The sequence below is a fragment of the Micromonospora sp. LOL_014 genome, from assembly GCF_048060245.1.
Classification (GTDB): domain Bacteria; phylum Actinomycetota; class Actinomycetes; order Mycobacteriales; family Micromonosporaceae; genus Micromonospora_E.
Genome location: NZ_JBHMIP010000004.1, coordinates 21848 through 41418, shown reverse-complemented (window position 1 = coordinate 41418; position 19571 = coordinate 21848). Strand labels below are relative to the sequence as shown.

Below are 19571 nucleotides of genomic sequence, written 5' to 3'. Positions count from 1 at the left end.
ACGGCCCCTACCATCGTCGGATGACGACTGCCATTCCCACCGCCGCCGACCTGCGGTCCGCCATCGCCCGGGAGCTGCCCGGGGTCCGCGCCGACCTGGAGCGGCTGATCCGCATCCCCGGTATCGCCTTCGACGGGTTCGACCACAGCCAGGTGGAGCGGTCCGCCGCGGCGGTCGCCGAGCTGGCCCGGGGCTGCGGGCTGGACGTGCAGGTGGTCCGGGCCGGCGGGCAGCCCGCAGTGCTCGGCCGCCGGCCGGCGCCGCCCGGCGTCCCGACGGTGCTGCTGTATGCCCACCACGACGTGCAGCCAATCGGCGATCCGGCGCTGTGGTCCAGTGACCCGTTCGAGCCGGTGGAGCGGGACGGTCGGCTGTACGGGCGGGGCGCCGCCGACGACAAGGCCGGAGTCATGGCGCACATCGCCGCGTTGCGGGCGTTCGGCGACGCGTTGCCGGTCGGCGTGGTGCTCTTCGTCGAGGGGGAGGAGGAGTACGGCAGCGAGTCGCTGTCCCGACTGCTCGACGCCCACCGCGACGAGCTCGCCGCCGACGTGATCGTGATCGCCGACTCGGCGAACTGGGAGATCGGCGTACCGGCGTTGACCACGTCGCTGCGTGGTCTGGTCAACTGTTTCGTCGAGGTCCGCACCCTCGAGCAGGCGGTGCACAGTGGCATGTTCGGCGGTCCGGTGCCGGACGCGCTGACCGCGCTCTGCCGGCTGCTGGCCACCCTGCACGACGAGGCCGGCGATGTGGCGGTGCCGGGCCTGGTCGGCCGGACGGGCTCCGCCGTGGATCTGCCGGAGCAGCGGATGCGGGACGAGGCCGGCATGGTCGACGGGGTGGGCTTCACCGGCACCGGCGCGTTGACCGACCGGCTGTGGACCAAGCCAGCGCTGGCCGTGCTCGGTATCGACGCCCCGGCCACCGACTGTGCCCCCAATGCCCTGGTGCCGGCGGCGCGGGCCAAGCTGAGTCTGCGGTTGGCCCCGGGCGATGATCCGTCGGCGGCGTACGCGGCGTTGACCGCACATCTGCGGGCAAAGGCCCCGTGGGGCGCGCGGGTCGAGGTGAGCCTGGAAAGTGACGGCGACGCCTGTGTGATTGACGCGACTGGTCCGTACTTCGACGCGGCCCGCGCGGCGTTCGCCGCGGCGTGGGACGGCGTGGCGCCAGTGGACGTCGGCGTCGGCGGTTCGATTCCGTTCATCGCCACGTTCCAGGAGATGTTTCCGGACGCGGCGATCCTGGTGACCGGGGTGGAGGACCCGTACACCGCCGCCCACGGGCCGAACGAGAGCCTGCATCTGGGCGAGTTCGCCCGGGTCTGCCTGGCCGAGGCGCTCCTGCTCGCGGCGGTGGCGGATCCGGCGATTCAGCTGCGCGGGCTTCCGCCGGTACGCTAGTGTTTCGAACATGAGTACGAACGAGGTGATTGCGCGGCTCGACGCCGCGGTCAGTGCTCTGCGGGGCGTCAGCGTCTCCGCTTGGTCCGAGGAGTCGCTGCGCGCCCAGCTCGGCGAGGTCTCGGTCGCCCTCTGCGCCATTGATTCCGCGTTGACCCGGGTGGCCGACGAGGTGCGTGCCCACGGTCTGCGGGTCGAGGAGCCGGTCACGGCTGGCGTCTCAAGCGGGCCGTGACCTGGTCTGTCGGTCGGCCGTGACCTGGGTCCCGGCCGACCGACGGAGGGTCAGGGCCGACGGACGTCGGTCTCAGGCCAGCGGAGTGTGGTCGGCCGGCACGCGCTCGGCGGCCGGTGGCGGCCCCGGCGGGCTGCCGGTGCCGAACGGGCGCCCGCCGAGCCTGTCGCGTCCGTGCGGGGTCAGCCAGTTGGTCAGGTCCGGACCGGCCGGTACCACCCCGGTCGGGTTGATGTCCCGGTGGACCTCGTAGTAGTGCCGTTTGATGTGGTCGAAGTCGATGGTGTCCCCGAACCCCGGCGTTTGGAACAGATCCCGGGCGTACGCCCAGAGCACCGGCATCTCAGTCAGCTTCTGCCGGTTGCACTTGAAGTGTCCATGGTAGACGGGGTCGAAGCGCACCAGCGTGGTGAACAGTCGTACGTCGGCTTCGGTGATAGTGTCGCCGACCAGGTAACGCTGGTTCTCCAGTCGCGTGGAGAGCCAGTCGAGCCGGTCGAACAACCGTCGGTACGCCGCTTCGTAGGCCTGCTGGCTGCCGGCGAACCCGCATCGGTAGACCCCGTTGTTCACGTCGGCGAAGACCACTGAGTTGACCTCGTCGATCTCGTCGCGCAGCGGCTCCGGGTAGAGCTGCGGCGCGCCGCTGCGGTGGTACGCGGTCCACTCGGTGGACAGGTCGATGGTCATCTGGGCGTAGTCGTTGGTCACCACCTGCCCGGTCGGCACGTCGACGAACGCCGGCACGGTGATGCCCCGATCGTAGCCGGGGAACCGGGCGAAGTAGGCGTCCTGCAGCCGTTCGACACCGAGTACCGGATCGCGTCCGTCCGGGTCGAGGTCAAAGGTCCAGCTGCGCTTGTCGTGGGTGGGCCCGGCCACGCCCATCGACAGAGCCTGTTCCAGACCGAGCAGCCGGCGGACGATGATCGCCCGGTTTGCCCACGGGCACGCCCGGCTGACCACCAACCGGTATCGATCCGGCTCCACCGGATATCCGTCGCGCCCGTCGGCGGTGATCCGGGTCGCGATGTACCGCTGATCGCGGGTGAACTCACCGCCGGGGTTGACGTAGCTGCCGTCTGCCGTCTTCGCCATGTCTGCACCGTACCCATTCGACGCGCGCCGCACCTGGTCCGGACGCAGTCGGGTCGACAGCGGCAGCCTCCTGTGCGGTATCGGTCGTGCCGGTGGCTTCGGTGGACGTCGGACGGGGATTGGTAGTCTGCTCAGCCAGTTATCGCCCGGCGACGTGCACCCTGGCTCATCGTCGTGCAACTCTCCGGTGGGCGTTGACCCACCTGAAATCACCCGGAGGCAGGGCATGGCTTCACTCGACACGGCACTCAAGGACGCGATGAGCATCGAGGGTGCCATCGGTGCCGCGCTGGTCGATTATTCCAGCGGCATGACACTCGGTACCGCCGGTGGATCCGCTGAGATGGATCTCGCGGTGGCTGCGGCAGGGAACACGGACGTGGTCCGGGCCAAGATGCGCACCCTGGAGATGTTGAAGATCGCTGACGGCATCGAGGACATTCTCATCACGCTGGACACCCAGTACCACCTCATCCGCCCGGTCTCCTCCCGGTCCGGTCAAGGCCTGTTCTTCTACCTGGCGCTGAACCGTTCCCGGTCGAACCTGGCCCTGGCCCGGCACCACCTGCGACAGGTCGAGGCCTCGCTCGAGCTCTGACCGGGTCGGTAGGAGTTTTGTCTGCTCGCCGGGGCGGGCAGCCGGGTGCGCTCGGTAGCCCTTCCTGGCGAGGACGCTACCCGGGGTGGAACGACGACAGTCGCGCCGTACCGTCGAACGGAGATCAGTCATGTCTGGAACCATCGGCGGCGTTCCGTCGTCTCCGGATCCGGCGTCCGCTGAACTTGCCTCGCTGAAACACGGCGTCACCGGCGTGATCGGCTCGGTGATCGCCGGTGTCGACGGGCTGTTGCTGCTGCACGATCTGACCGACGGGACAGAGCCGCACGACCTGGCGGCGCTCGCGGCGGCGACCTTCGGACTTGGCCGGCAGACCGGCCTCGCGCTGCGGCAGGGCCCGTTCCGGGAGTCCACCGTCCGTAGTCACAAGGGCTATTTCTCGGTGTACGCGATCAACGACACGGCGTTGCTCGCGGTACTCGGCGCCGACGGGCTGAACGTCGCCCGGCTGCACATTGAGGCGCGCGGGGTGGCCGGCCGGTTGACCACGATGCTCGACGAGCACCTGGCAAATCAGGTACGGCTCTGAGAAAACGTCAACCTCGGGTTGACGCCAGACATGCGTCAACCTAAGGTTGACGCATGTCCGAATACCTGCCGCTCGGCACTCCGGTCCGCCTCGACGACCTGATCGCCGGGATCAAACGAGCCAGTGACGACCGACTCGCCCAGCTCAGCAACGCCGTCGTCGTCGGCGACCACCTCGGCGAACTCGCCGATCACCTGATCGGCCACTTCGTCGATCAGGCCCGCCGGTCCGGCGCGTCATGGACCGACATCGGGCGCAGCATCGGGGTCAGCAAACAGGCCGCGCAGAAGCGGTTCGTACCGAAGACCCCGGAGGAACCCAACGACCTCGACCCACAGCAGGGTTTCAGCCGATTCACTCCGCAGGCCCGCAACGTGGTGGTCGCCGCCCAGCACGAGGCCCGCCGGGCCGGCAACGACGAGATCACCACCGGGCACCTCGTCCTGGCCCTACTGGCCGACCTGGACAGCCTCGCCGCCCGGGTTCTGGCCGATCAGGTGGGCGACCTGGACCGGATTCGTCAGGTGGCGGCGACGGCCCTGCCGCCGGCGGTCGACCACGTTCCGGAGCTCGTCCCGTTCGACGCCCAGGTGCGCAAGGTGCTGGAGCTGACCTTCCGCGAGGCGCTACGGTTCGACGACCGGATGGTCGGGACGGCCCACATCCTGCTCGCCCTGCTGGAGTACGCCGCCGGGGTCGGCCCGCTGGCCGATCTGGGAGTCACCAAACCCGACGTCGAGACGTACCTCCGCTCTGCGGCCTCCCGGGAGGACCTGCCGGCGGCCTGATCGACCGTCAGCCGTCGGTCTCGGCGGCAGGCGGTTGGCGGTTGGCGGGCAACTTCCGGGTGTCCCGCAGCTGAAGGTACGGCTCGCGGCCGTCCGGATGCCCGGCCGCGATCGCCCGGCCCCGCTCCAGTTCGGCGTCCAACTCGCCGCCGAGCAGGATCGCGATGTTGGTCAGCCACAACCAGACGAGGAAGACGATCACGCTGGCGATGGCACCGTAGGTCTCGTTGTACGACCCGAAGTTGGCGACGTAGAACGCGAAGCCGGCGGAGACCAGCAGCCAGAGCAGCACCGCCAGGACGCTGCCCGGGCTCACCCACCGGAACCCGCCCTGTCGGGCGTTCGGCGTGGCCCAGTACAGGATCGAGAACATCAGGCTGACCAGAACCACCAGCACCGGCCACTTGGCGATGTCCCAGGCGGCGACCGCCTCCGGCCCGACGCCCAGCAGTTCCCCGGTCCGGGCGGCCAACTCCCCGGTGAAGACCACGATCAGCGCGCTGGCGATCAGCATCAGCCCGATGACTGCGGTGACGCCCAGCCGGATCGGCAACGTCTTCCAGATCGGGCGACCTTCCGGCACGTCGTAGATGGCGTTCGCGGCCCGCATGAAGGCCCCGATGTAGCTGGACGCCGACCAGAAGGCGGCGAGTAGACCGACGACGGCCACCAGGCCGGCCGTATCGGAGTTTTCCCGGACCTGGGCGATCGACTGGTCGAGAAAGCCGCCGATCTCGCCGGGCGCGAGACCACCGATCACACCCTGGACGTCATCGGTAGCGCCGCCGCCGAGCAGCCCGAGCACCGACACCAGCACCAACAGACCAGGAAAGATCGACAGTACGCCGTAGTAAGTGAGCCCGGCCGCCAGGTCGGGCACCGCGTCGGCGGTGACCTCGCGGACCGTACGCCGAGCGGCCGCCCACAGCGACGCAGTTGACAGCCGGGCAGGACTGGCCGGCCCGTCGTCCGGCCCCACCGGCGGCTGGCCGGGATCGTCCGGGTCACGGCGGTTGGTCGCCGGCCCGTCCCGGTCCGGCTGAGTCCCTGTGGTACCCGCTGTCGACATCGTGGCGACCTCCGATCGGTACGGTACGAGGATCCTGCCCAACCGCCGTCCCGGCCAATCCTCGGGCGCCGGCCTGCGCCGGACGGGCCAATCGACTTCCAGGGCACGCCCTGGTATGCCAATTCGGGTCGGACATGTACCCGGGGCCGGATGCGACGATGAACGTCGGCCGTCGGCAGCCGGTTGTCGCCGACCGCATCTCAAGGGGCGCTGCAGTACCTGGCGGCACACTTCTGGGCGCGTGACATACACGACGGAAGGAATCCGGATGACACTTCGTGCCACGATCGTCGGTGCCGGGCTCGCCGGATCGCTGACCGCAGTCGCGTTGGCCCGTTCCGGCATCGGAACCTCCGTCTACGAGGCGTACCTCGATCCAGCCGGGACGACCGGAGGCTTTCTCAACCTGACCGCCAACGCGCTTGGAGCGCTGCAATCGGTCGGCTGTCTGGAGCAGATACAGGCACGCGGGATCGTGGTGAACCGGCTGTGCCTGTGGAACAGCGAAGGCCGGCTGCTGGGTCGACTGTCCCGGGCCCATCGCCTGGCCAACCGGCCGATGAATTTGTCGATCATGCGTGGCGACCTGGTGTCCGTACTTCGCGACGAAGCGGTCCGGGCCGGAGCGGAGGTCCATACCGGCCGCTGGCTGGCCGGTGCCACCAGCAGCACTGGTGGAGTGACCGCGCAGTTCATCGACGGGGCCCGGGTGGAGTGCGACGTGCTCGTCGGTGCCGATGGGACGCATTCGCGGGTGCGCCGGGTGATCAGCAACGCGGCGCCACCGCCCGAGTACGGCGGACACTGCGCGATCGACGGGGTGACTCGGCTGCCGGGCATCGCGGCCGGGACGTTGCATCTGGTGGTCAGCCGACAGGGCTGCTTCCAGTACACCGCCAAGCCGGACGGCACCGTCTGGTGGAACGCGCTGGTGCCCACCGGCGACCTTGACCCGGCGGAACTGGCCGGCATCAGCGAGCAGGGCTGGCGGAGCCGGCTGTCCGCGCAGTACGGCCAGGGCGACACCCCGTGCGCCACACTGATCGCGCAGTGCACCGCGCTGGGCCGCCCGGTGCCGCTCCACCTGCCGCAGCGGTTGGCGCACTGGCGGCGGGGCCGGATGGTGGTGCTCGGTGACGCCGCCCACCCCGTCGGGTACGGGCTCGGTGCCGGTCTCGCCCTGGAGGACGCCGTGGTGCTCGGTCGCTGTCTGCGCGACATCGACGATGTGCCGGTGGCGCTGACCGCGTACGAATCGATGCGTCGGTCCCGGACGGAGCGGGCGCTGCGCGCCGGCACGCGGTACGGCCGGTTCCGCAATCTGCCCGGCCGCGGCTGGCTCGACGTCGCTCTCGCTCCGCTCTACCGCCGGTACTTCTGGGGTGGGGCATCCTCCTGGCTGCTGGCGTACGACGTGGAGTGGCACCGCCAGGTCCGCGTCTGACCAGCGTCGGTCCGACCGGTGTCGGTGGTCGGATCACTGTCCGACTGACCACCGTCGGGTGGCCGCAACGACCGATACGGGCCGCCGCCCGTTCGGCGTCGATCGAACCGTTTGGTCTCGATCGACGCTGGACGATCAGCTGGCGGATTCTCTGGACGTCGCGTGGTTGAATTGCCAGCATGAGCGCCGTTGCGGAGGCGAAGGTCTTTCCTGGACGGGAATTCTGGCTCCGTCGACGCGGTATCCAGGTACGCCTGTTCGCCCTGTCCTGCCTGGCGTTTCTCGCCTTTCCGTTGAGCGTCGTGCATGACCGCAACCAGGCACTCTACGTAGGACTTGCACTGTTCGTGCTCGGGTACGCCCGGGTGGTCGTCCACAACACTCCCCAGTTGCACACCAACCGTGCGCCGGTGACGGTCGCCGTGACGTTGATCTGTGGCCTGGCGATGGTGCCACAACTGCGCTACGACTGGCTGTCCGGGCTGGCCTTCTTCAGCCTGGTGATGCTACTGATCAACTGCCCGTTACGGTGGTGGCCGGCGCTGGTGGTCGGCCACACCGTGGTCTTCGTGGCCATCGCGGTGGGCCTGCTGCGGGTCAGCGCCGACTCGGTCGTGATCCTGATCCTGTTGATCGCCATCACCAGCGGCGTGCAGGTGGCAATCTACAACCAGATCGACACCTCGATGCAGTTGTTGCAGGCGCGGGCCGAGCTGACCCAGTTGGCGGTGGCCCGGGAACGCCTCCGGATCGCCCGTGACCTGCATGACATCCTCGGCCAGCGGCTGTCCGCGGTGACCCTCAAGGCCGATCTCGCCGCCCGGATGGTGGACTCGGCGCCGGACCGGGCGGTGACCGAGATGGCCGAGGTGGCCGAGGTGGCGCGGGACGCGCTGGCCGAGGTACGGGCAGCTGTCTCCGGTTACCGGAAAGTCTCGCTGGCGGTGGAGGCACAGTCCGCCGAGGCGTTGCTGCAGGCGTCGGGTGTCGTGGTCAGTGTCCGTGGCACCCTCGACGAACTGCCGGAGCCGATCGAGGAGTGCGCGGCCTGGCTGATCCGGGAGGCCGCCACGAACATCGTCCGGCACGCCCACGCGCGTCGCTGTGCGATCGCGGTGACCCGCCGCGAGGGACGGTTCATCCTGGAGGTGCACGACGACGGGGTGGGCGCGGGGCTGACCTGCGCGCCGCCGTCCGGTACCGGGCTGACCGGCCTGGCCGAACGGGTGCAGCTCATCGGCGGGGACCTGTGCGTCGGTCCCCGCGACGGCTGGTTCGTGCTGCGTGCCGAGCTGCCACAGACCGTGGCGCCGATGGTCCGGGGCTGACCGGCTCCGCCCCGGCCGGAGGCGGTGGGTACTCGCGTCGGCCGGTCCTGATGGTCAATCGGGCCTGACGGTTACTCTGCTACCCGGGTTCGGGTCGTCCACTGGAAGACCACGGCCGTTCCGTGGTCGACGCCGGTGACGAGTTCGCGCTCGAAGTGCTCATAGCCGCCGAGCCATGGAATCTTGATTTTCCGCTGTCCGGGAGTCACCAGCCGGCGGCGCTGCTCAGCGGTGAGACTCGCCGGACCGCCGTGCAGGACGGCCGTCACCATCGCGGGGTCCACTCCGGCCGGGTGGACCGGGTTGGGGTGGTCGGACATCGGCACCTCCGGATTTCTGCGAGTCACCTGCCGGCCGATCGCTACCTGGCGTCCGACCCGGCTGCGGTGGTCCGTGGCTGTTGCTGTGACGCTAACGATCGGCGCTAGAGAAGCCCTTGAGCAGCGTGGGAGCAGCGCCGGCACCGGTGGCACCGGCTGGCGGCGGCCGGATCAACCGGTGCTCAAGGGCGGCGCAGCACGCTCGACGCATGACGATTGGACCAGGACCTGCTCAGGTGACGGGTACGGCGACGTCGCGGGTGAGCGCGACGCGTCCCGAGGAGATTGAGATCGCGTACCAGCGTCTCGGTGACCCGCAGGGTGACCCGTTGCTGCTCATCATGGGCCTCGGCATGCAAATGATCATGTGGCACGACGACTTCTGCTCGGCGCTGACCGAGCGGGGCTTCGCCGTGGCCAGATTCGACCACCGCGACGTCGGCGCTTCCACCCATCTGCACGCCGACGGGCGACCGACCATCCTGCGGATGATGCTTCGACCGGGTGCCGCGACGTACCGCCTCGAGGACATGGCGGGCGACGCGCTCGCCGTGCTCGACGCGCTCGGCTGGCAGCGGGCGCACGTGGTGGGCATCTCCCTCGGCGCGATGGTCGCCCAGCAGTTGGCGATCGAACATCCGGACCGGCTGCTCAGCCTCACGTCGATCGCCGCGACCGCGACACCCCGGATCGGCCGGCTTTCGATGCGTACCGCGATGAAGCTGCAGCGGATGCAGGACCAGCCAGTCACCGACCGCGACGACGCTGGTCAACTGATGGTGGACCTGTACGAGTTCATCGGTTCGCCCGGCTATGACATGGACGTGGACTGGCTGCGCGAAATGGGCCGGCGGGCCTTCGACCGCGGCTACGACCAGGCCGGGCGGCTACGGCACGAGGCGGCTCTGATGGCGTCCCGGGACCGTCGGGCCGGCCTGGCAAAGCTGCGCATCCCGGCGTTGGTGGTGCACGGCGAGGTGGACCGGATATGGCGGCTGCCCGGCGGCGAGGCGACGGCAGCGGCGATTCCCGGTGCCCAGCTCGTTACCTATCCAGGACTCGGGCACGGCATCCTGCCCCGCGATCTGTGGAATGACGTGATCGACCACATTCGCCAGCTGGTCCCGGCCTGACTCGGCCTGGTCCCGGCCTGACTCGGCCTGACCCGGCCTGGACCGGCAGCCGACGAACACCCGGCCGTGCGGCCGCGACCGTCGCCGCCGGTGGTGTGGTGCCACGCCGTGGCACCACACCACCGGCGTGGTCGTCAGGGTCCGGCGGCGAGATCGGCCCGGGCCGCCTCAATCAGGTCGTCGAGGGAGAGCGAGGTCAGGTCAGCGATGTCCACCGCCGACTCCACCGGCGGCGCGGGTGCTTCCGGAACCGCCGACTCCGGCCGCGCGGGTTCTGCCAGCTCCGCTGGCCCCGGTGCGCCGCCCGGCTGGTTCGCCGCCGGGAGCCGGCTGTCCACGAAGGCGGTCATTGCCCGCACCGTCGGGTGGTCCAGCGCGGCGGTCGCCGGCAACTCGACGTCGAGCGCGTGTGACAGCCGGGCACGCAGGTCGATCGCCATGATCGAATCGAGGCCCAGCTCGGCGAAGCCGCGACTGTCGTCGATCCGTCCGGTGTCGCCGATCGTCTCACCCACCAGGTCCGCGATCGCCGAACGCAGCCGATCCTGCCGGTCCGGGCCGGCCAGCCCGAGCAGCATGCCGCGCAGCCAACCCGCCGGCCGGCCGGCCTCCACCGGTTGGTCCGTGGGCCGGTCGCCCGCCGACCGGTCGTGGACCGTAGCGGAGGCGTTGGCGACCAGCTCGCGGACCAGCGCAGCCCGGGGGTGCCCGGCGGCCCGCCCGGCGTACCGGGCCAGGTCCGCGGCGATCGCGACCAGCCGGGTGCGCTGCGCGCCGAGCGCGGCGGCCAGCAGCGGTGCCGCTTCCGCGTCGGTGAGGGCACGCACGCCCAGTTGCCCGGCAGCCCGTCGGACCGCGTCCGTCGCAGCCAGGCCGCTGCCGCCCGCCGGTTCCCAGGGGCCCCAGTTGACACTGACCGCCGGTACGCCGTCGGCGCGCAGCGCCGTCGCCAGCCCGTCCAGATAACCGTTGGCGGCCGCGTAGTTCACCTGACCGGCAGACCCGAACACACTCGACACCGACGAGAAGAGCACGAAGGCGGTCAGGTCAAGGCCGCGTACCGCGTCGGCCAGTGCCCGTGCACCGCCCACCTTGCCGGCAAAGACCTTCTCGTACGCCGGCCAAGGCAGCGTCGCGAAAGCGCCGTCGTCGGTCGTGCCGGCCAGGTGCAGGACGGCCTGCAGCGGACCGAGCCGGCCCGCCGCGGCGACGGCCGTGGCACAGCCGGCCGGATCGGCGACATCCGCAGCGACGACCTCGACCCGTACCCCCCGGGCGACCAGCTCGTCGATGGCGGCCCGGGCATCGGCACCCGGGGCCGACCGGCCGACCAGAGTGACCGTCCGGGTGCCACCGTCGGCCAGGATTCGCGCGACGCTCAACCCCAGCGCGCCCAGACCGCCACTGATCAGGACACCGTCCGGCCAACTCGACACCGGACCGGGTTCGACGGCGGCCAGCCGGGGCACCTCGACCCCGTCAGAGTGCAGCCGCAGCCGGGGCTCGGTGACGCCACCGGCCAGCACCGCGTCGAGCTGTCGGCTCAGCCGGGCCGCTGCCGGCGGGGCCGGCTCGACCAGGTCGACCCGCAGCAGCCGCCGCTGCGACTCCTCCGCTTCGACGGCGGCCAGCATTCCCCAGAGCGCCTCCCGGTCGGGTGCGGCATTGTCGTCGGCCGGGCAAACCACCACGTACGGCGTGGACGTGGACCGGCCCCGTAGCGACTCGCCGAGCGCGAGCACCGGAGCGGGCACCGGCCCGGCGGCGTCGCCGGTCGGGTCCGTGCCGGTCGGGTCCGTGCCGGTCGGGTCCGTGCCGGGACCGGCCAGGGCCAGGAATCTGAGGTCGACCACGAGGTCCGCCCCGGAGGTGGGTCCGGACCGGGCGACGTCCACCGGGTGTCCGAGGTCGCGTAGCCCAGCCGCCAGCGCCTCGGCGAAGTCGGTCGCCGGGCCAACCAGCAGCACCGACCGGGACCCGCCCGGCCGGGCTGCACCCGCCGGTGTGGTCGTGTCGCGCCCGCCGGCACCCGCCAGGTCGGTGTCCGGGATTCGGCCGTCGTCGGCCGGCTGCCACCGCACCGTGTAGAGGCCCGCCGGGTCATCGCGCAGGCTCCGGCGTAGCAGCTCCCGGGGCGCGTGCCGGACCCGGAAGTCGTCGACCGCGAGCAGCGTCGCCCCGTCCGGCGTGGCCAGCCGCAGATCGGCGGCGGTGACCCGGCTGCGGCCACGGGGCAGCGGCTCGGCGTCGCGGACCCGGACCCGTCCCCACAGCTCCCCGTCGATCCGGTCCCGGGCCGGGAACTCCAGTCGGGCCGCGGCGAACGGGATGGCCAGCGCGGGAGCCTCCTCGGCGACCTCGTCGACGAGGAAACCGGCAATGCTCTGAAAACAGGAGTCGATCAGCCCCGGATACAGCTGGTAGTCCGTCGGGTCGTCGGGCAGCGGCGGCTGAACGTAGCGGACCAGCGCCTCGTCCCGGCCCAGCCAGATGTCAGCGATCCACCGGAACGACGGACCGAGGGTGTAGCCGAGGTCGCGGAAGTACGCGTAGAACTGTGCGCCGGTGACGTGCCGCTGTGCCGAGGCGATGAAGGCCGCCCGGTCGGCAGCTGGGTCCGGTGGCGTCAGGTCCGCCACCGCAGGATTCGGTGCCGCCGGGCCTGTCGTCGTCGCCGTAGGCCGTACCCGGGCCGCCAGATGCTCCTGCCAGAGGTCCCGGTCGGCGTCGACCAGACTGCTCACCGCGAGCCGGCCGCCGGCCCGGTCGACGGTCAGCTGGACGTCGTACCGTTCCTGCTCGGTGATCACCAGCGCCCGGGGGCAGACCAGATCGGTCAGCGTCACCGGGCTGCCGTCCGGTGCCAACGCCTGCACCAGGGTGGCCAGATGTGACGCGGCTGGAGTGACCACCGTGCCGTAGAGCCGGTGATCGGTCAGGTAGGCGGGGAACGCGGCGCTGCGGCTGAACTCGAAGACACGACCACGGAACGCCGGCGAACGCAGTTCCCGCCCGACATGCGACTGGGTCGGCTGCCCGGTCGGCGCTGCCGGCGGCCGTCCCGTCGTCGACCCGTCCACCGTAGCCGTAGCCGTAGCCGTAGCCGACGATGACGGCGACGGGTCGGCCAGCGGTGTCCAGTACCGGGTGTTGGCGAACGGGTACCGCGCTGCCCGCTGCCCGGCCGATCGTGGTCGCGGCGGCTGTACCGCCGCCCACCGGACCGGCTGTCCGGCGAGGTAGAGGCTGCGCACGGCGTCCAGCAGCGTGGCCCGGTCGGCGGCGCCCCGCCGTAGCGAAGTCACCACCCCGCCGTCCGGTGCCGACCCTCCTGCGGTGACCAGACCGGCCAGCGTACGTCCCGGCCCGATCTCCAGGAAGACGTCGATGCCCAGCTGGCGCAGCTGGCCGATGCCGTCGTGGAAGCGGACCGGCTGACGTACGTGCCGGCACCAGTAGTCGCCGAGGTAGGTGTCCGGCCCGGCGAGCTGCCCGGTCAGGTTCGCCACGATCGGCAGCGCCGGCGGGCGGCTCGGCAGCGACGCCAGGGCCTGCCCGAAGTCGGGGAGCATCGGCTCCATCAGCCTGCTGTGGAACGCGTGCGACACCACCAGCTGCTGGCAACGGACCCCCTCGGCCCGGCGGCCGGCGGCAAAGTCGGCGATCTCCTCGGCGACTCCGGCCACCACGACCGCGCGAGGGCCGTTGATCGCGGCGACGTCCAACGTGGTGCCGCCCAGCCACTCGGTGACCTGGTCCGGCTCGGCGGCGACGGCCAGCATCGCGCCCGGCCGAGTGTCCTGCATCAGCCGCGCCCGCCGAGCCACCAGCGCCAGTCCGTCGGCGAGGTCGAGCACGCCGGCGTGGATCGCGGCCGCGATCTCCCCGACGCTGTGGCCGATCACCGCCGACGCGTGGACCCCCCAGCTCGCCCAGAGGGCGGCGAGGGACAGCTCCAGCGCGACCAGCGCCGGCTGGGTCGCCCAGGTCTGGTCGAGCAGCTCCGGCCGTGCGCCGTGCCACATCAGCTCGGGCAGCGAGCTGCCCAGTCGTGGGGCCAGGATCTCGTCGCAGGCGTCGAAGGTCTCCCGGAACACCGGTTCGGTCCGGTGCAGTTCGGCGCCCATTCCGAAGTACTGACTGCCCTGACCGGAAAAGAGGAAAGCCGCCCGGGGTGGTCGGCCGCCCCCTGCGGCCCCTGCGGGCTGGGCCAGTGCGCGGCGCAGCTCCTCGACGGACGAAGCGAGCGCGGCCCGGCGGACCGGCAGGTGGGCCCGGCCCGCACCGGCGCTGCCGACCAGCGCAGGCAGGTCTGCGTCAGTGCTGCCGGCGAGCACTTCGTCCCAGGCCGACACCGACCGGTCCAGCCCGGACTCGTCCGGCGCGGACAGCGGCAGCAGCCACGGGCCGCCGGGCCCGTCGCCGGCCGGCTCCTGCGGCGGTGCCTCGGCGAGTACGACGTGCGCGTTGGTGCCGGAGAAGCCGAAGCTTGACACCCCGGCGAGGCGGGGCCGGCCGCCGGGGCGCCACCGTACCGGCTCGTCCAGCACCCGGACGTTCATTTCCGCCCAGCCGATCTGCGGGTTCAGCTCGGCACAGTGCAGGTTGGCCGGCAGCCGGCCGTGCCGCAACGCCAGGACGGTCTTGACCACCGACACGATGCCGGAAGCCGACTCGCAGTGGCCGACGTTGCTCTTCACCGACCCGAGGTGCAGCGGCTCACCAGGTGCCCGGCCGACGCCGAGCACCTGCCAGGCGGCCCGGACCTCGACCGGGTCGCCCAGCGCGGTGCCGGTACCGTGTGCCTCCAGGTAGGACACCTGCGGGCCGGACGCTCCGGCGTCTGCGAGCGCGGCGCGCAGCACCGCCTGCTGCGCGGTCCCGTTCGGCGCGGTCAGGCCGGACGACGCCCCGTCGGAGTTGATCGCGCTGCCGCGTACCACGGCCAGCACCCGGTCGCCGTCACGCAGCGCGGCCGACAGCGGTTTGAGTAGCACCACCGCGGCGGCCTCGGAACGGACGAAGCCGTCGGCGTCGGCGGCGAACGTCTTGCATCGGCCGGTGGGGGAGAGCATGTGGGCCCGGCTGACCGCGACCGACGCCTCCGGCGAGATGATCACGTTCACCCCGCCGACCAGAGCCGTGTCGGTCTCACCGCTGCGCAGCGAGCGGATCGCCAGATGCAGCGCGACCAGGGCCGAGGAGCAGGCGGTGTCGACCGCGATCGCCGGCCCGTGCAGACCGAGCAGGTACGCGATCCGGCCGGCAGCCGCGTTGAGCGAGGTGCCGGTGCCGAAGTACGCGTCCAGTTGGTCGAGCCCGCCACGTTGCAGTAGTCGGGCGTAGTCGGAGTTGGAGATGCCGATGTACACACCGGTCCGGCCGCCGGCCAGGCCGGTGGGGTCGACGTCGGCGTCCTCCAGCGCGTGCCAGGCACACTCGAGCAGCAGTCGGTGCTGCGGATCCAGGCTCTGTGCCTCCCGGGCGGGGATCCCGAAGAACCCGGCGTCGAACCGGTCGACGTCGCTGAGGAAGCCGCCCTGGTCGGTGGTGATCGTGCCGGTCCTCATCGGGTCGCTGTCGTGCAGCGCGGCACCGTTCCACCGTTGTGGCGGCACCGGGCCCACTCCGTCGCGGCCGTCGACCAGCAGTTGCCAGAACTCGTCGATGGAGTCGGCACCGGGGAACCGGCCGGCCATTCCGATGATCGCGATCGGCTCCCCGGCCGGGGCGGCGGCGTCGGCCACCGGGTGACGGTGGGCATCGGCATCGGTCCTGGTGCCGGTCCCGATGCCGGCCGGCTGCGGAGCGAGTGCCGGGGCCGGGGCTGGGACCGGTGGCCGGGTCGGCTCCGGGGTGCCCGGCTCGGCCGGTCGGTCCGTCGGATGCTGCCGTTGCCCGCCGGCCGGTGGTACGGCGCCGGAGTCGACCCGACCCAGCATCAGTGCGGCCAGGTCGGAGACCGTCGGGTGGTCGAAGACGTCGGCCACCTGCAGCGGTACGCCGTACTCGCCGGCCAGGGCGTCGACCAGATCGACCGCCATCATCGAGTCCAGGCCGAGATCGAAGAATCCCTGATCCTGGCGGACCTGCTCGCCGTCCGGGTGACCGAGGATCCGGGCGACGACCGCACCGACCTGGTCGCGCAGCGCCGCTGGTCGGGCCAGCACGGGCAGGTCCAGCAGACGCTCGCGTCCCGCCGCGCCGGTACCGGCGGGCGGCTCGGCGGCGCGGGCCCCGGCCGGGTCGGCAGGTCCCGACGCCGGCCCGGCCGGGGAGTAGAGGATGTTGCCACCGGCGGCGGATCCGGCGGTCAGGTCCCGGTACAGCGCCCGGGGCCGACGGGCCGACATCACTGCGGCGAACCGGTCCCACCGGACCGGGCAGCAGAGCAGCACCGCGTCCGGCCTGGCCGTGCGGGCGGTCAAGCTGGCAGCACCGGTCTGCGCGGTGACCGGGTCGACACCGCTGCGGGCCAGCTCGGCCAGATCGGTCGCGTCCACCAAGCCGTCGACCGTCCACGGTCCGAAGGCGATGCTCGTCGCGGTCAGGCCGGCGGACACCCGGTGGTTGGCGATCATGTCGATCCCACCGTTGGCGGCGGCGTAACCGCCGTAGCCGTCGGCTCCCCAGTGCGCCGACACCGACGAGACCATCAGGAAGAAGTCCAGCGGGTGGTCCCGCAGCAGCAGATGCAGCCACCAGGCGCCGGTGAACTTGCCGCGAAGGGTCTGCTCGAAGGCAGCCCGGTCGGCGTCCGCCAGCGGCGTACAGGTGAGCTGCCCGGCGGCGTGTACGACGCCGCGCAGCTGCGGCAGGTCGTCGGCGAGCGCTCGGGTCAGCGCCGCCGGGTCGTCGCAGTCCGCCGTACGGTAGTGCACCTCGACGCCGGCGTCGGCCAGCTCGGCGAGCAGTTCGGCAGCGGCCGGCGCGATGTCGTCGGCGGCCCGGCGGCCGGTCAGCAGCAGCCGACGGGCGCCCCGGCGGACCAGGTCGCGGACCAGGCAGCGGCCGACGCCGCCGAGCCCACCGGTGACCAGGTAACTGCCGTCCGGGTCGATCGGCAGCTGCGGGGCGTAGTCGGCGGGCACCGGTCGCAGCCGGGCCGTTGCCGCCGTGCCCTGGCGGACGGCGAGCAGGTCCTCCTCGCCGGCGCCGGGCAGTGCCCGTAGCGCCGCCCGCAGGTCCGCCGGCCCGGGGTCGACCGGCAGGTCGACCAGGCCGCCCCAGGCCGGCAGCTCCAGGCCGAGCACCGGGGCCAGCCCGTGCAGCAGGCCGTGGGTGCTGGCCCGGACCGGATCGTCGGCACTGATCCGTCGGGAACCCTGGGTCAGCACCACCACCCGCCGGTCGGGCGCACCACCGGGTAGCGCCCGTACGGCGGTGGTCACCGCCGCGCACAGCGCCGCGCCGGCACCGGCCAGCCCACCGTCGTCTGTGCTGACGAGCTCGGTGGCCGGCGGCTCGGCGGGAGTCGGCTCGGCGGGAGTCGGCTCGGCGGGGAGCGCTTCGGCGGCCATGGCGAGTAGCACCAGCACCTTCTCGGCCGGGTCACGCCGCTGCCAGAACGGCTGCCACTGCTGGCCGTCGGCCGGCAGCGGCTCGGTCGCGGCCGGCAGCCCGGCCGGGCCGAGGACGACCGTCGGCCAACCATCTGTCCGGGCCACGTCGGCCAGCGCGGTCAGCAGCTCGCCGTCGTCACCGGCGAGCACCAGCGTGCAGCCGTCCGGGTCCCGACCGGCGATCGGCTGCCAGTCCAGTTTGTACAAAGGTGCCGTCGGTGACGCCACGCCGGAAGACGCGGGTCCGGACTCGACCGGTGGGGCGTGCCGCTGCCGCTGCCACGGGTAGTGCGGCAGCTCCACCACCTGTCGCGGCAGGTCGGGCAGTGCCGTCGGCAGGTCCCCCTCGTGGACCTGCACCGTCGGGGCGTCGGTGCCGTCGGCCAGCGCGGCCAGCGCGGCGGCGGCCGCCGCCGGATCGGCGGCGGTGACCCGGGCGCGGACGGCGTGCCGGGTCCGGCCAGCGGTGACGGTGTACGCGAATGCGGCGTACTGCTCCGGCCGCAATTCGGCCAGCCGCCGGCCGTACCGGTCGGCGAGTTCCCGCAGCGCCGGCCGGCTGCCGGCGGAGATCTCGAACCCGGTGACCGGCACGGCGTCACCCGCGACCGGCTGGTGGCGGCCTGGCGTGGAGCCGGGCGGTCCGGCCGGTGCCTCGGCCGGCTCCGGTTCGCCGACGATGACGTGCGCGTTGGTGCCGCTCATCCCGAACGAGCTGACGCCGGCATGCCGGAGCCCGCCCGGCCGGCCCGTCCAGGGCAGTAGCTCGGTGGGCATCCGCACCCGGGTGCCGGCCAGGTCGATCCGGGGGTTCAGGGTGGAGAAGTGCACCAGCGGCGGTACGGCGCCGTACCGCAGCGACAGGATCGCCTTCACCACACCGACCACGCCGGCGGCCGCCTCCAGGTGACCGACGTTGGTCTTGGCGGCGCCGACGTACAACGGGTCGTCGGCCCCGGTGGGCCGGCCCAGAGCCGTCGTGACTGCCTCCATCTCGATCGGGTCGCCCAGCGCGGTGCCGGTGCCATGGGTCTCGATCAGCCCAATGTCGGCCGGGGTGAGCCGGGCGTCGGCCAGCGCCGCCCCGATCAGTGCGGACTGGGCCAGCACGTTCGGCGCGGTGAACCCGGACGACCGCCCGTCCTGGTTGACCGCGGATCCGTTCAGGACGGCGTGCACCACGTCACCGTCGCGCCGGGCGGCGTCCAGCCGCTTGAGCACCAGCACGGCGCAGCCCTCGCCCCGGATGAACCCGTTCGCCCGGGCGTCGAACGCCTTGCACCGCCCGTTTGGAGAGAGCGCACCCATCTGCGGCCCGAGCAACCGGGTGGAGCGGGGCGACATGATCAGGTTGACGCCGCCGGCCAGCGCTACCTCGCACTCGCCGCGCCGCAGCGCCGAACTGGCCTGGTGGATCGCGACCAGCGACGACGAGCAGGCGGTGTCGACGGCGACCGCCGGGCCGGTCAGCCCGAGCGCGTACGCCACTCGCCCGGCCGCGAAGCAGTGCCCGTTCCCGGTGGCCCAGTAGGCGTCGGCGCCGTGCGGCTCCCAGTCCCGGTAGTCCTGGTGGGTGATGCCGACGAAGAAGCCGGTACGGGTGTCGCGTAGCTGCTCCGCCGGCCGGGCCGAATGCTCCAGCGCCTCGTGGCAGACCTCCAGCAGCAGCCGGTGCTGCGGATCGAGAGCCCTGGCCTCCCGTGGGCTGATTCCGAAGAACGCCGCGTCGAAGTCGAGGACCTCGTCGAGGAACCCGCCGAGCTGGGGCAGCTGTGCCCACTCCAGCTCGAACGGGGCCCGCCGGGCGGCCGGCAGCAGCCCGATCAGGTCCCGGCGCTGCGCCAGGGCCTGCCAGAACCCGTCGAGGGTGTCGATCCCGCCGGGCAGGCGCAGCCCGAGACCGATCACCGCGATCGGCGGGTTGTCGCCACTTGCCTCCAGCTGCGCCCGCAGCTTGCGGATCGTGTCGAGAGCGCGCGACAGCGGCGTCGGCGCGGACGGCGTCGTGCCGTTCGAGGTGGTCGTCACAGCGGTTCCTCC

At 72.0% G+C, this 19571-nt stretch carries 12 protein-coding genes; 8 read left to right on the top strand and 4 right to left on the bottom strand.

Annotated elements, in window-relative coordinates:
* Nucleotides 1-20: 20 nt before the first annotated feature.
* Both ACFHW1_RS04825 and ACFHW1_RS04820 read left to right on the top strand, forming a co-directional pair.
* Nucleotides 21-1406: a dipeptidase gene (locus ACFHW1_RS04825; protein ID WP_416614883.1), complete on the top strand. Its 1386-nt coding sequence runs from the start codon at nucleotides 21-23 to the stop codon at nucleotides 1404-1406.
* A gap of 10 nt (nucleotides 1407-1416) precedes the next feature.
* Complete coding sequence (locus ACFHW1_RS04820) at nucleotides 1417-1641, top strand: hypothetical protein (RefSeq protein ID WP_416557156.1); 225 nt, start codon at nucleotides 1417-1419, stop codon at nucleotides 1639-1641.
* Between the two features lie 72 nt (nucleotides 1642-1713).
* Here ACFHW1_RS04820 and ACFHW1_RS04815 read toward each other — a convergent pair whose 3' ends face one another.
* On the bottom strand, nucleotides 1714-2739 hold the full coding sequence (locus tag ACFHW1_RS04815; protein ID WP_416568982.1) for a glutathione S-transferase family protein: 1026 nt from the start codon (nucleotides 2737-2739) through the stop codon (nucleotides 1714-1716).
* Nucleotides 2740-2965: 226 nt separating this feature from the next.
* On the opposite strand from ACFHW1_RS04815, the gene ACFHW1_RS04810 reads away from it, so the two are divergent.
* From ACFHW1_RS04810 to ACFHW1_RS04800, 3 genes are all read left to right on the top strand, one after another.
* The gene (locus tag ACFHW1_RS04810; RefSeq protein WP_416557158.1) at nucleotides 2966-3337 is read left to right on the top strand and encodes a hypothetical protein; all 372 of its coding nucleotides are present in this window, start codon (nucleotides 2966-2968) and stop codon (nucleotides 3335-3337) included.
* A 130-nt stretch (nucleotides 3338-3467) separates the two neighbouring features.
* On the top strand, nucleotides 3468-3887 hold the full coding sequence (locus ACFHW1_RS04805; protein WP_416614881.1) for a roadblock/LC7 domain-containing protein: 420 nt from the start codon (nucleotides 3468-3470) through the stop codon (nucleotides 3885-3887).
* 53 nt (nucleotides 3888-3940) lie between these two features.
* Nucleotides 3941-4675: a Clp protease N-terminal domain-containing protein gene (locus ACFHW1_RS04800; protein ID WP_416614880.1), complete on the top strand. Its 735-nt coding sequence runs from the start codon at nucleotides 3941-3943 to the stop codon at nucleotides 4673-4675.
* A 7-nt stretch (nucleotides 4676-4682) separates the two neighbouring features.
* Here the strand turns inward: ACFHW1_RS04800 and ACFHW1_RS04795 are convergent, their stop codons facing one another.
* Nucleotides 4683-5744, bottom strand: a complete 1062-nt coding sequence (locus tag ACFHW1_RS04795; RefSeq protein WP_416590347.1) for a YihY/virulence factor BrkB family protein — start codon at nucleotides 5742-5744, stop codon at nucleotides 4683-4685.
* Nucleotides 5745-6012: 268 nt separating this feature from the next.
* Between ACFHW1_RS04795 and ACFHW1_RS04790 the strand changes: the two genes are divergently transcribed.
* Both ACFHW1_RS04790 and ACFHW1_RS04785 read left to right on the top strand, forming a co-directional pair.
* Nucleotides 6013-7188 (top strand): FAD-dependent oxidoreductase, encoded by a 1176-nt coding sequence (locus ACFHW1_RS04790; protein WP_416568980.1) that lies wholly within the window; start codon nucleotides 6013-6015, stop codon nucleotides 7186-7188.
* Between the two features lie 179 nt (nucleotides 7189-7367).
* Nucleotides 7368-8516 carry a sensor histidine kinase gene (locus ACFHW1_RS04785; protein ID WP_416568979.1) on the top strand — a complete coding sequence of 383 codons (1149 nt, stop codon included), beginning with the start codon at nucleotides 7368-7370 and terminating at the stop codon, nucleotides 8514-8516.
* A 71-nt stretch (nucleotides 8517-8587) separates the two neighbouring features.
* Here the strand turns inward: ACFHW1_RS04785 and ACFHW1_RS04780 are convergent, their stop codons facing one another.
* Entirely contained in the window at nucleotides 8588-8836 is a 249-nt protein-coding gene (locus tag ACFHW1_RS04780; protein WP_416568978.1) for a DUF5988 family protein, read from the bottom strand.
* 209 nt (nucleotides 8837-9045) lie between these two features.
* On the opposite strand from ACFHW1_RS04780, the gene ACFHW1_RS04775 reads away from it, so the two are divergent.
* Nucleotides 9046-9969: an alpha/beta fold hydrolase gene (locus ACFHW1_RS04775; protein ID WP_416568977.1), complete on the top strand. Its 924-nt coding sequence runs from the start codon at nucleotides 9046-9048 to the stop codon at nucleotides 9967-9969.
* 134 nt (nucleotides 9970-10103) lie between these two features.
* Here the strand turns inward: ACFHW1_RS04775 and ACFHW1_RS04770 are convergent, their stop codons facing one another.
* Entirely contained in the window at nucleotides 10104-19559 is a 9456-nt protein-coding gene (locus ACFHW1_RS04770; protein WP_416614878.1) for an SDR family NAD(P)-dependent oxidoreductase, read from the bottom strand.
* Nucleotides 19560-19571 lie beyond the last annotated feature (12 nt).